The sequence below is a fragment of the Cupriavidus consociatus genome, assembly GCF_017814975.1.
Classification (GTDB): Bacteria; Pseudomonadota; Gammaproteobacteria; order Burkholderiales; family Burkholderiaceae; genus Cupriavidus; species Cupriavidus consociatus.
The window spans coordinates 445,569-459,907 of record NZ_JAGIQA010000001.1 but is presented as its reverse complement, the minus strand read 5'-3'; the positions used below and the strand labels follow the sequence as shown (position 1 = coordinate 459,907).

General features: G+C 67.8%; 11 protein-coding genes. 8 read left to right on the top strand and 3 right to left on the bottom strand.

What is annotated here, in order from left to right; genetic code table 11:
- Positions 1-5 precede the first annotated feature (5 nt).
- From J8I82_RS02075 to J8I82_RS02065, 3 genes are all read right to left on the bottom strand, one after another.
- Entirely contained in the window at positions 6-1,349 is a 1,344-nt protein-coding gene (locus tag J8I82_RS02075) for a cell division protein ZipA C-terminal FtsZ-binding domain-containing protein (RefSeq protein ID WP_209754175.1), read from the bottom strand.
- Positions 1,350-1,455: 106 nt separating this feature from the next.
- Entirely contained in the window at positions 1,456-4,971 is a 3,516-nt protein-coding gene (gene smc / locus J8I82_RS02070) for a chromosome segregation protein SMC (protein ID WP_209754174.1), read from the bottom strand.
- Positions 4,972-5,452: 481 nt separating this feature from the next.
- The gene (locus J8I82_RS02065) at positions 5,453-6,427 is read right to left on the bottom strand and encodes a DMT family transporter (protein WP_209754173.1); all 975 of its coding nucleotides are present in this window, start codon (positions 6,425-6,427) and stop codon (positions 5,453-5,455) included.
- Between the two features lie 206 nt (positions 6,428-6,633).
- On the opposite strand from J8I82_RS02065, the gene dapC reads away from it, so the two are divergent.
- The 8 genes from dapC (at position 6,634) to J8I82_RS02025 (ending at position 14,317) form a co-directional block, all read left to right on the top strand.
- The gene (gene dapC, locus J8I82_RS02060; RefSeq protein ID WP_209754171.1) at positions 6,634-7,833 is read left to right on the top strand and encodes a succinyldiaminopimelate transaminase; all 1,200 of its coding nucleotides are present in this window, start codon (positions 6,634-6,636) and stop codon (positions 7,831-7,833) included.
- Between the two features lie 65 nt (positions 7,834-7,898).
- Positions 7,899-8,723, top strand: coding sequence for a 2,3,4,5-tetrahydropyridine-2,6-dicarboxylate N-succinyltransferase (dapD, locus tag J8I82_RS02055; RefSeq protein WP_209754169.1), 825 nt, complete (start codon positions 7,899-7,901; stop codon positions 8,721-8,723).
- A 155-nt stretch (positions 8,724-8,878) separates the two neighbouring features.
- A complete protein-coding gene (locus J8I82_RS02050; protein WP_245179302.1) occupies positions 8,879-9,238 on the top strand; it encodes a hypothetical protein in 360 nt (119 codons plus the stop codon).
- A gap of 26 nt (positions 9,239-9,264) precedes the next feature.
- Entirely contained in the window at positions 9,265-9,612 is a 348-nt protein-coding gene (locus tag J8I82_RS02045) for an ArsC family reductase (RefSeq protein WP_209754165.1), read from the top strand.
- Between the two features lie 46 nt (positions 9,613-9,658).
- Positions 9,659-10,810: a succinyl-diaminopimelate desuccinylase gene (gene dapE / locus J8I82_RS02040; protein ID WP_209754163.1), complete on the top strand. Its 1,152-nt coding sequence runs from the start codon at positions 9,659-9,661 to the stop codon at positions 10,808-10,810.
- Positions 10,811-10,833: 23 nt separating this feature from the next.
- On the top strand, positions 10,834-11,727 hold the full coding sequence (prmB, locus tag J8I82_RS02035; RefSeq protein WP_209754160.1) for a 50S ribosomal protein L3 N(5)-glutamine methyltransferase: 894 nt from the start codon (positions 10,834-10,836) through the stop codon (positions 11,725-11,727).
- Positions 11,728-11,843: 116 nt separating this feature from the next.
- Positions 11,844-13,112: an MFS transporter gene (locus tag J8I82_RS02030; RefSeq protein ID WP_209754158.1), complete on the top strand. Its 1,269-nt coding sequence runs from the start codon at positions 11,844-11,846 to the stop codon at positions 13,110-13,112.
- A gap of 197 nt (positions 13,113-13,309) precedes the next feature.
- Positions 13,310-14,317 carry a Bug family tripartite tricarboxylate transporter substrate binding protein gene (locus J8I82_RS02025; RefSeq protein ID WP_209754156.1) on the top strand — a complete coding sequence of 336 codons (1,008 nt, stop codon included), beginning with the start codon at positions 13,310-13,312 and terminating at the stop codon, positions 14,315-14,317.
- Positions 14,318-14,339: the final 22 nt, after the last annotated feature.

The following is a 14,339-nucleotide window of genomic DNA, read 5'->3' as shown; positions in this document are numbered from 1 at the left end:
TCCGGCTAGACGCTGAACAACCGCAGCGCCACCGGCGAACCGGCTGGCATGCCGCGCGCTTCCAGCTTCTGGTACAGCGTTTCCAGCTGGCCGAAGATGGCAATGAACGAGGCTTCGGTCAGCGGACGCATATTGTCGTCGACCAGCTGCGCGCCCATCCGCTGGGCCAGCGTGTGGCCGTACTCGCAAACCGTCTTGAACGGCCTGGTGTCCTGGTCGGCCAGCGGCACGTCGAGCAGCAGCGTGATCTGACGCCCGGACTTGACCGTCAGGTCGTCGCGCAGGAAGTTGGTATCGCCGAACTGCAGCGTGAACAGCGGGCGCTGCACGCCGTCGGCATTGGCCTGGTAGCGGATAAAGCGCGTGCCATCGCGCGACAGCACCAGCCCGTCCTGGGTGGCCACGTTCTGCACGTAGGCGGCCGACCACGGCGCACCGTCGGAAATTACGTTGACGCCCAGCTGCACGTCGCTGCCGGCGGCAAAGCCATCGAGCTCGCGCGCGTTGGCCACGGTCTCGCTCATGTCCGGCAGGTCGGCGGAGGCATCGAGCGCCTCGGCCAGCGACTCCACCGCGGTGATGAACTCGGAGAACTCCAGCGCATTGAGCGGGCCGCTGCGGTTGGCCAGCTGCACGCCGACCTGCAGGTCTTCGTACTGGTGGCCGGCGGTGACCGGTTCCCAAGCGTTGGCTTCGGCGCGCAAGCCCTCGATATGGACCTGCTTGGTGCCGGCTCGGCGCAGCCGGCCGGTCAGCGGCAGGATGCGGTCGCCGGAGGCCTTGCGCTCCAGGTGCAGCGGCACGATGCAGTCGATCAGGGGATCGATCACGGCCGGTGCGGGCTGGCCGTCGGGAACGGCGGCAACCGGGGGGGCGACCGGGGCGGGAACCGGTGCCGGCGCAGCCGCGGGTACGGGCGCTGCAGCGGGCGCCGGCGCCGATACGACCTCGGCGTCGCCGTCCTCGGCGCTGGACTCGGCCTGTACCACCCCGACAGCCACTGCCACTTCTTCCGCCACGGCCTCGTCAGCATCGGCGGTGCTGGCGGCTGCCGCGGCAGCGGCGGCCACGTGGTTGGGCTGCGACGGCGCTACCGGCATGCCGGGCGCCAGCGTCGGTTCGCGCCGCTGCACCGACTCGGCGCCGGCCTCGTGCAGCCGCGCCGTGGTCTCCGGCGCGGTGGCCTGGCCAACGACCGGCTCGCGCATCGGCGGCAGGTCGTCCTCGGGGCTCAGCTCGCGGGGACGGCGCGCCTTGCGGATCTGCCACTGGTTGTAGCCAAACAGCAGCACCAGGAATACCAAACCCGCGACGATCAGCGCGGTCTGCAGGTCCATGTTCAGCTTCATGCTGCAATCTCCAAAGCGCCCAAGTTGGTCACAGCACGGTGGTGTCGATTGCGCGCAGCATTCGCGGGCGTGCGCCGCCCCGCTGCGCGGGGCCCCTGCTTACTGCTCATGCTGCCTCCGCCATCGAAACCGCCGCGTCCATATCCACGGCCACGATCCGTGAAACGCCTTGCTCCTGCATGGTCACGCCAATGAGTTGATGAGCCATTTCCATGGCAATCTTGTTATGTGAGATGAAAACGAACTGAGTCTTGTCCGACATGCGCGCCACCATGTTGGCGTAGCGCTCGGTGTTGGCATCGTCCAGCGGCGCGTCCACCTCGTCCAGCAGGCAGAACGGTGCCGGGTTGAGCTGGAACATCGCAAACACCAGCGCGATCGCGGTCAGCGCCTTCTCGCCGCCCGACAGCAGGTGGATGGTCGAGTTCTTCTTGCCCGGGGGCTGCGCCATCACCTGCACGCCGGCGTCGAGGATTTCCTCGCCAGTCATGATCAGGCGCGCCTGGCCGCCGCCGAACAGCGACGGGAACAGCTCGCCGAAATGGTGGTTGACCTGGTCGAAGGTGCCCTGCAGCAGCGCACGGGTTTCCTGGTCGATCTTGGCGATCGCGTCTTCCAGCGTGTTGATGGCGTCGTTCAGGTCGGCCGACTGCGCGTCGAGGAAGGTCTTGCGCTCGCGCGCCGCCGCCAGTTCCTCCAGCGCGGCCATGTTGACCGGGCCCAACGCGTTGATGGCGTTGTTGATGCGCGTGACTTCGCCCTGAAGGTACGACGGCTTGAGGTCGCCGGTGAGCTTGTGCGCCAGCCCTTCCTCGTCGACCTGCGCCGTGGTCAGCTGCTCGCTGAACTGCTCCTGGTTCAGGCGCGCGGCCTGCTCCTTGAGTTGCAGCTCGGTGATGCGGTCGCGCAGCGGCTGCAGGCTGCGCTCGGCGGCCAGGCGCTGTTCCTCGAACTGGCGCAGTTGCGCCGACAGCGCATCGAGTTCGGTGCGCGCGACGGTGAGCCTTGCTTCCTTCTCGGCGCGTAGTTCCAGCGCGTCCTGCAGGCCGGTATGCGCGGTCTGCTCGTTGATGGTTTCAAGCTCGGCGCGGGCGTTCTCCAGCGATTCGGCGATGCGCTCGGCCTGGTCGGCCGCCACCTGGATATTGCGGCGCAGTTCGTCGATGCGGCTGGACAGGTTGCGCTCGGCGAAGAGCGCTTCCTGCGCGGCGCGCTCAAAGTCGCGCAGCTGGTGACGCGCGCCCGACAGCTTGCTGTCCAGGGCCTCGAACGCCATCTGCTGGTCTTCGTGCGAGGCCTGCATCTCCGCCAGCGCGGCGTCGTGCTGCTCGAAGCTGGCCTCGGATTCGGCGCGGATTGCGCGCTGCTCTTCGATCTGCGCGTGGATTTCTTCCAGCTCCTCGCGGATCTGGCCACTGCGCGCGGAATAGCGCTCCATCGCCTGCGACAGCTTGAGCACGTCCATCTGCAGCGCATGCACGCGGCGCGTGGCCTGCTCGGCGCGCGTGCGGGCCTCGCCCAGTGCCTGGCTGGCCTGCGTGTACGCGGCCTCGGCGCGCACCGCCTGGGTCTTGGCTTCGTCCGACAGCAGCGCCTGCGCGCGCGCCTGCTTCTGCAGGTTTTCGATTTCCTGCTCGCGCGCCAGCATGCCTGCCTGCTCGGAATCAGCGGCGTAGATCTGGATCGCGTTGCGGCCAACGACGTGGCCCTCGGCCACCACGAACGACGCGCCTTCCGGCAGCGTGCCGCGCGCGGCCAATGCCTGCGCCATGTCGGTGGCGACGAAGATATCGGCCAGCCAGTCCTGCATCACCGCGCGGATGCCCGGCTCGGTGATCTGCACCAGCGACATCAGCGGGCGCAGCCCCGCCGGCGTTTCCAGCGGACGGGCCGCGGCCGGCGGCGAATAGAACGCCAGCTTGGCGGGCGGCGCGTCCGTCAGGAAGGCCTTGACCCAATCCAGGTTGGAGACTTCCAGCGCGTTCAGCTTCTCGCGCAGCACGGATTCCAGCGCGTTTTCCCAGCCCGGCTCGATATGGACCTTCTTCCACAGGCGCGGCAGCCCGGCCAGCTCGTGCCTGGCCAGCCAGGGCTGCACCTTGCCATCGGTCTGCACGTTCTCCTGCAGCTGGCGCAGCGCATGCAGGCGCGCTTCCAGCGAGGCAATCGCGGCGGCTTCGCCATGCACACGCGCCTGCGCGGCGCGGCGTTCTTCATCGAGGCGCGGCACGCTTTCTTCGGCATCGGCCAGCACGGCCTGGGCTTCCTCGACCAGCGCCTCCTGCTCGGCCAGCTCGGCGCGGCCCTGTTCCAGCCGGGTTTCATCCGGGCGGTCCAGGCCCTTTTCCTCGGCCGACAGGCGTTCGCGGCGCTGTTCCAGCTGCTGCAGCATCTGGTCGGCGCTGCGCTGCTGCGCCGCCTCCAGCTTGAGCGCCTGCTCGGCCTGCATGATGCCGGCGCGCTGCTCGTTGAGCAGCTGCTGGGCATCGCGCCACTGCGCCTCCAGCGTCGGCAACTCGTCGTTCTTGTGCGCGACGGCCCCCTGCGCCTCGACCGTGCGGCCTTCGGCCACCGCCAGGTTTTCCTCGGCCTGCGCGAGTTCGTCGGTGGCCTGCTCGGCCTTGCCCTGCCATTGCTCGCGTTGCGCGGTCAGCGCGGCAATCTGGGCCTGCACGCGGTTGCGCGACTCCACCACGTAGCGGATCTCGGCCTCGAGCTTGCTGACCTCGGCGTTGGCTTCGTACAGCGCACCCTGCGCAGCGTGCATGCCATCCGATGCGGCATAGTGCGCGGCGCGCATGGTTTCCAGCTCGGCCTCGACATGGCGCAACTGCGCGGTCTGTGCTTCTAGGTCGATCTGGGCCTGCTCGATCGCGCGCTGATGGCGTTCCTGCTCGAGCTGCGCCTCGCGCTTGCGCAGCAGCCACAGCAGGTGCTGCTTTTCTTCGCCGTCGGACTGCAGCGTCTTGAAGCGCTGGGCGACTTCGGCCTGGCCTTCCAGCTTTTCCAGGTTGGTGCCGAGCTCGCGCAGGATGTCCTCGACGCGGGTCAGGTTCTCGCGCGTGTCGGACAGGCGGTTCTCGGTCTCGCGGCGTCGTTCCTTGTACTTGGACACCCCCGCGGCCTCTTCCAGGAAGATGCGCATGTCATCCGGCTTGGCCTCGATGATGCGCGAGATCATGCCCTGCCCGATGATGGCGTAGGCGCGCGGACCCAGGCCCGTGCCCAGGAAGATGTCCTGGATGTCGCGCCGGCGCACCGGCTGGTTGTTGATGTAGTAGGACGACGTGCCGTCGCGCGTCAGCACGCGCTTGACCGCCACTTCGGCGTACTGGCTCCACTGGCCGGCGGCGCGGCCCTCGGCGTTGTCGAACACCAGTTCGACGCTGGCGCGGCCGGCCTGCTTGCGCGCCGTGGAACCGTTGAAGATCACGTCCTGCATCGACTCGCCGCGCAGCTCGGAAGCGCGTGACTCGCCCAGCACCCAGCGCACCGCGTCGATGATGTTGGATTTGCCGCAGCCGTTGGGACCGACGATGCCGACCAGTTGGCCCGGCACCTGGAAATTGGTGGGATCGACAAAAGACTTGAAGCCCGCCAGCTTGATCGAGGATAGTCGCACGGTGTCTCGTGTGGTATCGGCCACCAGCGGTCCGTCTTCGGGTACCGCACGCGGCCTGGTATCGGGGCTATGGCAATGTTCAGAAGCCGGGCTGCGCGGGAGCCGGCGCGGCGTGCCGCCTGCGCCTCAAAATACCCCCCGGGCCCGAGAATTGGGGCTAATCATACCATCGCAGATGCCTTCGCCGGCCCGTTTGGCGGTTGCCCAGGGGTTGCATTCCTGCGCCGTTTTCCTTTGCTTTTCCGCGCCTTACGGGGGATTCCGCATGCACTTTGGCATCCCGCTGATGCGCGCTCTGCCGGCACGCACGGGAAGTGACGGGATAACTGATCAGGGTAAACGCCAGTCACTGCGGCGATAACGTAGTTCCGGAGTCACTCTGGATGGAGACGCGCACCGTTAAACGGTCGCCGGGCCGTGATCTGTCGTCGACATCATTTTCCAGGCAATCAAGGCACAGCGCGTGCCGCTGCCCTGGCCTTTAAGCCGCGGCCTCCGCACCCGCCGGCGCCGTTGCGCCCGGCCGGCCGCGGTGCACCAGCCCCGACAGCGCTCCCGCTGCGATGATGCACAGCCCGCCGGCCGCTTCCTTCCAGCTCAGCACCTCGGTCGCCAGCCACCACGCCGATAGCGCCGCGATCACGATCTCGAACAGCATCAGCAGCGACACCCGGTTGGCCGGCAGCCGCTGCAGGCCGTATTGCACCACCGAATTGCTGACCACCAGCACCGCGGCCAGGCCCAGCACCAGCATGGCGACGCTGACCTGCGCGCCCGGCACGACCGCCACCGCGCTGCCATCCATCAGCAGTGCCGCCGGCACGCCGACCGCGGTGCAGCCGAGGTACACCACCACGGTACGCACGCGCGCATCCATGTCGGGAAAGCGCTGGCCGGCTCGGCGCGACAGCACGTTATTGACGGCAAAGCCCATGCCGCCGATCAGACCCGACCATTCCGCGGCGCTGCCCGGCAGCGGCACGCCGACTTGGGGCGTCCACAGCATCCGCCCGGCACCAGACAAGGCCAGCGCCACCAGCCCCAGCCCGGCCGGCGACAGCCGCTCGTGCAGGAACAGCCGCGCGAACAGCGCGGTCCAGACCGGCGTCAGGTAGAACAGCAGCAGCACGCGCATGACATGGCCGTTGACGCTGCCCCAGACAAAGCCGGCGTTGGTCACGCCGGCCGCCAGCCCGATCGCGACAAAGAGCCAGTGCGGGCGCAGCCCGGCCAGCTGGCGGCGGAACGCCAGCAGCGACAGCCCTGCGGCGACCGCGCTGACCAGCGCGGCGGCGTGCAGGCCGCCCAGCCCCCAGCCGGCCAGAACGCGGTACGGGAACCAGGCGACGCCCCATACCGAGGCCCCCAGCAGGATGGAAAGAGACGCCTTGACCGCATGGCGATCGGCCGGCGCTGCATGCGGCGCCGCAATGGGCGTAATGGATTTTGTACTCATGAAGGGAATCTGTTTGAGGCGAGCCGGCGCCCTCTGCCGTCATGCGAAGACGGGCGAGCAGGCAGGTCCGGACGACGCCGGCGGCATCACTGCGATGTGATGCCCGCCATCCGTGCCCCGGCCGGCCGCCCAGGGCGGCTCCGGTGCACGGTAACCCGCGCCGTTCCTCTATAATGCGTCGTTTTAACCGGCCCCCGACTGCTACCGTGAATCCGCGCCTCGACCTGCTCCAGCCCTACCCGTTCGAGAAACTGCGGGTACTCTTTTCGCAGGTCAAGCCTGCCGACAAGCCTGCGATCAGCTTCGGCATCGGCGAGCCCAAGCACCCGACGCCCGGGTTCATCAAGCAAGCGCTGGCCGAGTCGCTTTCGGGACTGGCGAATTATCCCACAACGGCTGGTTCCGATGCACTACGACAGTGCATCGCCGGCTGGCTGGAACGCCGCTACGGGCTGCCCAAGGTCAATGCCGCCACCGAAGTGCTGCCGGTGACGGGGTCGCGCGAGGCGCTGTTCGCCTTCGCCCAGACCGTGGTCGACGGCACCAGGCCCGGCGCGCTGGTGATGTGCCCGAACCCGTTCTACCAGATCTATGAAGGCGGCGCGCTGCTGGCCGGCGCCACGCCCGTGTTCGCCAACAGCGACCCGGCGCGCAACTTCGCCCCGGCCTTCGACCGTATCGGCGAAGAGGTCTGGCAGAACGTCCAGCTGCTGTTCGTCTGCACCCCGGGCAACCCCACCGGCGCGGTGCTGTCGCTGGACGACTGGAAGCAACTGTTCGCCCTGTCGGACCGCTACGGCTTCGTGATCGCGTCGGACGAGTGCTACTCGGAAATTTATTTCGACGAAGGCCGCGCTCCGCTGGGTGCGCTGGAAGCCGCGCACAAGCTCGGCCGCGGCTTTGAACGGCTGGTGATGTTCTCCAGCCTGTCCAAGCGCTCCAACGTGCCGGGCCTGCGCTCCGGCTTTGTCGCCGGCGACGCCGCGCTGCTGAAGAAATTCCTGCTATACCGTACCTACCATGGCGGCGCGATGAACCCGGCGGTGCAGAGTGCCAGCATCGCCGCCTGGAACGATGAGGGCCACGTGCGCGAGAACCGCGCCGCCTACATGCGCAAGTTCAGCGAAGTGACGCCGATGCTGGCCGAGGTGCTGGACGTGGCGCTGCCCGACGCCGGCTTCTACCTGTGGGCCGATGTCTCGCGCACCGGCCTGAGCGATACCGGGTTCGCCGCGCGCCTGCTGGCCGAGCAGAACGTGACCGTGCTGCCGGGCAGCTACCTGGCGCGCGAAGCCGACGGCATCAACCCGGGCGCCAACCGCGTGCGCATGGCGCTGGTGGCGACGCCGGAGGAATGCCTGGAAGGGGCGCGCCGCATCGTCGAATTCTGCAAATCGCTGGGCTGAGGCGCTGCCTCGCCCACCGGATTGGCCAGATCCAAGCATCAATATTCAACCCTGAGAAAACGAACATGACGCAAGCACTGCAAGCCCTGATCGACCAGGCCTGGGAAGACCGCACCAGCCTGTCGCCGAAGTCCGCCCCCGCCGATATCCGCGAGGCTGTCGCCAACGTCATCGGCCAGCTGGACGCCGGCACGCTGCGCGTGGCCGAGAAGCAAGGCAAGGACTGGATCGTCAACCAGTGGGTCAAGAAGGCCGTGCTGCTGTCGTTCCGCCTGGAAGACAACGCGCCGATGAGTGCCGGCGGCTTTGCCCAGTTCTACGACAAGGTGCCGACCAAGTTCGCCAACTGGAGCGGCGACGACTTTGCCAAGGCCGGCTTCCGCGTGGTGCCGCCCGCCGTGGCCCGCCGCGGTTCGTTCATTGCCAAGAATGCGGTGCTGATGCCGTCGTATGTCAACATCGGCGCCTATGTCGATGAAGGCACCATGGTCGACACCTGGGCCACCGTCGGTTCGTGCGCGCAGATCGGCAAGAACGTGCACCTGTCGGGCGGCGTCGGCATCGGCGGCGTGCTGGAGCCGCTGCAGGCCAACCCGGTCATCATCGAAGACAACTGCTTCATCGGCGCCCGTTCGGAAGTTGTGGAAGGCGTGATCGTGGAAGAGAACTCGGTGATCTCGATGGGCGTGTACCTGGGCCAGTCGACCAAGATCTACGACCGCGAAACCGGCGAGATCCACTATGGCCGCGTGCCGGCCGGTTCGGTGGTGGTGGCGGGCAACCTGCCGTCCAAGGATGGCAAGTACAGCCTGTACTGCGCCGTGATCGTGAAGAAGGTCGACGCGCAGACCCGCGCCAAGACCAGCCTGAACGACCTGCTGCGTGACTGATCGCGTCTGATTGCGCCTGATCGCGCTGGCGCGGCCTCGCTGCGCCACCCCGTCCCGGGGCCGGTCCCCGGGACAGCATTACCGCTGTTACCGCTGTTACCGCTGTCACCCCCCGCCTGGCCAGGCTGAACATGCCTTCCCTCCGCAAGCGACTCATGGCCCTGGATCCCGCCACCGTCAGTACCGTGCTCTCCCTGTTGCCAACCATTCTCGAGCAGGCCAACAAGACCATCGAGAAGATCAAGAAAGGCAAGCGCAAGGACGATGCGCCGGAAGGCGCCGTGGCCGACATGCGCGATCCCGCCGCGCGCATTGCGGAACTGGAAGCCGCCGCCGTGCAGCAGGCCGAGGCGGTCAAGCTGCTGGCCGAGCAGCACGCCATCACCATCGAGGCGCTGCGCAAGGAAGCCGCGCGGCTGGACCGCCGCCTGCGCCTGATGACCGCCGTCGCCATGGGTGGCGTGGCGCTCGGGCTGGGCAGCCTGGTGATTGCGCTGAACCTGCTGTTCCGCTGACCCCGAACATTCCCAAAGAACAAGCCATGACCGTCCTGCTCTACGGCATTCCCAACTGCGATACCGTCAAGAAAGCCCGCACCTGGCTGGATGCCAGCGGCGTGGCTTACACCTTCCACGACTTCAAGAAGCAAGGCGTGGATGAAGCCATGCTGCGCGGCTGGCTCAGGCATGTGCCGCTGGCTACGCTGCTGAACCGCAAGGGCACCACCTGGCGCGCGCTGTCGGACGCCGACAAGGCCCGCGCCGAGGAAGAAGCCGGCGCGATCGCGCTGATGCAGCAGAGCCCGTCGCTGATCAAGCGCCCGGTGCTGGCCCACGCTGGCAAGGTGATGGTGGGCTTTTCCGCCGACCAGTACGCCAGCCAGTTCTGATTTCCCTGCAGATTTACCTGCTGATTTACCTGATCGCCGCCGTCACATGACCGCCACCCTCGCCCTCACCGAAGACCTGATCCGCCGCCGCTCCGTCACGCCCGCCGACGAAGGCTGCCAGGCCATCCTGGAAACCCGCCTGAAGGCGCTCGGCTTCGACTGCGAAGCCATCGTCAGCGGTCCGGACGATTTCCGCGTGACCAACCTGTGGGCGGTCAGGCGCGGCACGCAGGGCACGGCGGGCAAGCTGCTGGTGTTCGCCGGCCATACCGACGTGGTGCCGACCGGCCCGCTGGAGCAGTGGCACTCCGACCCGTTCGAGCCGACCCATCGCGACGGCAAGCTGTACGGCCGCGGCGCGGCCGACATGAAGACCTCGATCGCCGGCTTCGTGGTGGCGGTCGAGGAGTTCGTCAAGGCGCATCCCGCGCATGCCGGCTCGATCGGCTTCCTGATCACCAGCGACGAAGAAGGCCCGGCGCATGACGGCACCATCAAGGTCGTCGAGGCGCTGACCGCGCGCGGCGAGCGCCTGGACTACTGCGTGATCGGCGAGCCGACCTCGGTCAACGCGCTCGGCGACATGGTCAAGAACGGCCGCCGCGGCTCGCTGTCGGGCAAGCTGACGGTCAAGGGCATCCAGTGCCATATCGCGTATCCGCACCTGGGCCGCAATCCGATCCATGACGCCGCGCCGGCGCTGGCCGCACTGGCCGCCGAGGTCTGGGACGAAGGCAACGAATACTTCCCGCCGACCAGCTGGCAGATGTCGAATATCCACGGCGGCACCGGCGCCACCAACGTGATCCCGGGCCACGTCACCATCGATTTCAATTTCCGCTTCTCGACCGCCAGCACGCCCGAAGGCCTGAAGGCGCGCGTGCATGCGATCCTGGACCGCCACAGCCTCGAATACACGCTGGACTGGACCCTGGGCGGCGAGCCCTTCCTGACGGCACGCGGCGACCTGTCCGACGCGCTGTCGTCCGCGATCAAGGCCGAAACCGGCTTCGACACCGAGCTGTCCACCACCGGCGGCACCTCCGACGGCCGCTTCATCGCCAAGATCTGCCCGCAAGTGATCGAGTTCGGTCCGCCCAACGCCAGCATCCACAAGATCGACGAGCACGTCGAGGTGCGCTTCATCGACCCGCTGAAGAACGTTTACCGCGGCGTGCTGGAACGCCTGATCGCCTGATTTTTTCGCCGAAAGACACTGACATGGCAACACCCTCTCCCCTGCGCACCGTGCGCGACCTGCTGCGTCTCGCAGTCTCGCGCTTCACCGCCGCGCGCCTGTCCTTCGGCCACGGCAGTGCCAACGCCTATGACGAGGCGGCCTACCTGGTGCTGCACACGCTGAACCTGCCGCTCGACACGCTCGACCCGTTCCTCGATGCGCGCCTGCTGCCCGAGGAAATCGACGCCGTGCTGAAGGTGATCGACCGCCGCGTCAACGAGCGCGTGCCGGCGGCGTACATCACGCACGAGGCCTATATGCATGGCCTGCGCTTCTACGTCGACTCGCGCGTGATCGTGCCGCGCAGCTTCATCGGTGAACTGCTGCAGGAAGGGCTGGAGCCGTGGGTCGGCGAGACCGAACAGATCGGCCCGGTGCTGGAGCTGTGCACCGGCTCGGGCTGCCTGCCGATCCTGGCCGCGCATGTGTGGCCGCACGCGAAGATCGATACGGTCGACATCTCGCCCGACGCCCTGGCCGTGGCGCGCCGCAACGTCGCCGACTACAAGATGGACGACCGCATCCGTCTCTACGAAGGCGACCTGTACGCGCCGCTGCCGCATGGCGCGACCTACGATGTGATCCTGACCAACCCGCCATACGTCAATGAGGCCTCGATGCAGGCACTGCCGGCGGAATACCAGGCCGAACCGCGCATCGCGCTGGCCGGCGGGGACGATGGCATGGACGTGGTGCGGCGGATCATTGCCGGCGCCAAGGCGCGATTGAATCCGGGTGGCGTGCTGGTGGTCGAGATCGGCAACGAGCATGCCAATGTGGAAGCCGCCTTCCCCGAGCTGGAAATCGTCTGGCTGCCGGTCAGCGCGGGCGAGGAGCAGGTGTTCTTGCTGACGTACGACGCGCTGCCGGGCTGATCGCCGTAGCAAACCCACAGATCGCGCCCGCGCAATCTGGGCGAACACCGGCCAACCGTTGATCTGGCAACGCGCGCAGGCTCTACACTCGCTGCAGATATAGCGCCACTGACGCCGTGACCGCCAGCAACTCCCCCCTCCCCGGATCCCCTCCCGGTTCCAACGCCCTGCCCGCCCGCGCCGCAACCACGCGCGCCGTGCGCGGCATCGCCATCCTGACCTTTGCGTTCGCGCTCAGCCAGTTCTTCCGCTCCTGCCTGGCAGTGATGGCGCCGGAGCTGCAGCATGATTTCGGCCTGTCGCCGGCGGGGTATGGCGCGCTCTCTTCGTCATTCTTCCTGGCCTTTGCCGTGGCGCAGATCCCCGTGGGCATTGCGTTCGACCGCTACGGTGTCGGCCGCCCGACCGCGCTGCTGCTGGCCGTGGGCGCGCTGTCGTCGATCTTGTTCGTGCTGGCGCCCAACGGCACCGCGGCCACGCTGGCACAGGTAGGGCTGGGGCTGGCGTGCGCGCCCGTGTTCATGGGCCTGCTGCATTTCGCCTCCGAACAACTCTCCGAACGCGACTACACCCGCGTGGTCAGCCGCTCCAACGCCACCGGCATGATCGGCTCGCTGTGCGCTACCGCGCCGCTTGGCTGGGCCATCTCGCTGATCGGCTGGCGGCCATCGATGGCGGTATCGGCACTGGGCATGGTGGCGGCCTGCTATGGCGTGTGGCGCTTCGTGCGCGACCATGGCCATGCCGAGGCCCGCAGCGCCTCGTGGCCCGCGATGCTGTCCGAAAGCGTGCAGCTGCTGAAGCTGGCGCCACTGTGGACGCTGATCCCGCTGTGCGTGGCCATGGCTGCCGGCACCGCCTTCCGCAACGCCTGGAGCGGCCCCTACCTGGCCGAGGTATTCGGCCTGGGCTCGGCTCCGCGCGGCGTGGCGCTGACGCTGCTGAGCCTGGCCGGCTTCCTGACGGCATTCCTGCTGCCGGTGCTGGTCCGGCGCAGCACGCTCAAGACCGCCATCGCCGGCTGGTCGTGCTTTGCCATGTCGGGGGCGATCCTGCTGGCACTATGGCCGGACACCGGCATCGGCTACGCCGTGGCGATGATGGCACTGCTGTCGACCATCGGCATGCTCCATCCGCTGGTGATGGCGCAGGGCCGTGGCCTGATCCCGCCTTCGCAGCGCGGCCGCGGCCTCGGCCTGCTCAATACCTTCGTGTTCCTCGGGTCGGCGCTGACGTCGTGGGCGTTCGGCCTGATCGCGAACGCGGGACATGTACGGCAATGGCCGGTGGCATCGACTTATGCGGCGATCTTTGTGTCTGCAGCGGTGCTGGTCGCGGTGTCGCTGATCCCGTATTTCTTCAGTCCGCCGCATCCGACCAACTGAGCGCCGGCCCTCCATAAGGCCGCGCGGCGTGTGGATCACCGGGCTGACCGCCTGGGCTTCGCCCACAAAAAGCCAGACTTATCGATTTAAGAATTCCCCTGCCGCCGATCCCGTTTTACCGTTTGTGACACCAACGTCCCAGCCCGCAATATGGGACGGCGGCAGCGCCCGCGGCCGCATAACAAGGAGACACATCGATGGCATCATCCCTGCGCCCCGCCCCGGGCCGCCGCGCATGGCTAGTGCGCGGCCTGGCCGGCATGCTGGCCGCCGGCTCACTGGCCGTACCGTTCACCGCCGGCGCCGAGGCCTGGCCCGCGCGGCCGATCCAGCTGCTGATTCCCTACCCGCCTGGCGGCAGCGCCGACCTGCTGGCGCGGCCGGTGGCCGCCAAGCTGCAGGAAAAGCTGGGCCAGCCGGTGGTGCTCGACTACCGGCCCGGCGCCGGCGGCACCATCGCCACGCAGGCGCTGGCGCGCGCCAAGCCGGACGGGTACACGCTGATCATGGTGCTGGCCGCACATGCCATCAATGCGAGCCTCTATCCCAAGCTGCCGTACGACACCCGCAAGGACTTCGCGCCGGTGTCGCTGGTGGCCAACCTGCCGATGATCCTGGCCGGCAGCTCGTCGCTGCGCGCGAACAACGTGCAAGAGCTGATCGCGGAGGCCAGGGCCAATCCCGGCAAGCTGACCTTCGCCTCGGCCGGCAACGGCAACACCGGCCACCTGGCGGGCGAGTTGTTCGATTCCGTGGCCGGCATCAAGATGACCCACGTTCCGTACAAGGGCAGCGCACAGGTGGTGACAGCAATGCTGTCGGGCGAGGTCCAGCTGACCTTTGACAGCATCTCCACCACGCTGCCACACGTGAAGAGCGGCAAGCTGCGCGCGCTGGCGGTGACCGGCAGCCAGCGCGCCGCGGTCGCACCCGACGTGCCGACGCTGGCCGAAGCCGGCGTGCCGGGCATCAGCATCACCGGCTGGTATGCGGTGCTGGCGCCGGCCGGCACGCCGCAGCCGGTGGTCGACCGCCTCAGCACCGAGATCGCCACGGTGCTGCGCCAGCCCGACCTGAAGGCCACGCTGGCAACCAACGGCTATGAACCGGTCGGCTCCACGCCCGCCGCGCTGCGCACGCATATCGATGCCGAGATCAACCGCTGGAGCAAGGTGGTGAAGGACTCCGGCGCGCAGATACAGTAACCGCTTTCCAGCGGGCGCCGCA

Coding starts and splice junctions, on each gene's coding strand:
- prmB (WP_209754160.1), top strand. CDS start 10,834: ATGGCAACACCCTCTCCCCTGCGCACCGTGCGCGACCTGCTGCGTCTC.
- dapD (WP_209754169.1), top strand. CDS start 7,899: ATGACGCAAGCACTGCAAGCCCTGATCGACCAGGCCTGGGAAGACCGC.
- J8I82_RS02045 (WP_209754165.1), top strand. CDS start 9,265: ATGACCGTCCTGCTCTACGGCATTCCCAACTGCGATACCGTCAAGAAA.
- J8I82_RS02050 (WP_245179302.1), top strand. CDS start 8,879: ATGGCCCTGGATCCCGCCACCGTCAGTACCGTGCTCTCCCTGTTGCCA.
- J8I82_RS02065 (WP_209754173.1), bottom strand. CDS start 6,427: ATGAGTACAAAATCCATTACGCCCATTGCGGCGCCGCATGCAGCGCCG.
- J8I82_RS02075 (WP_209754175.1), bottom strand. CDS start 1,349: ATGAAGCTGAACATGGACCTGCAGACCGCGCTGATCGTCGCGGGTTTG.
- dapE (WP_209754163.1), top strand. CDS start 9,659: ATGACCGCCACCCTCGCCCTCACCGAAGACCTGATCCGCCGCCGCTCC.
- J8I82_RS02025 (WP_209754156.1), top strand. CDS start 13,310: ATGGCATCATCCCTGCGCCCCGCCCCGGGCCGCCGCGCATGGCTAGTG.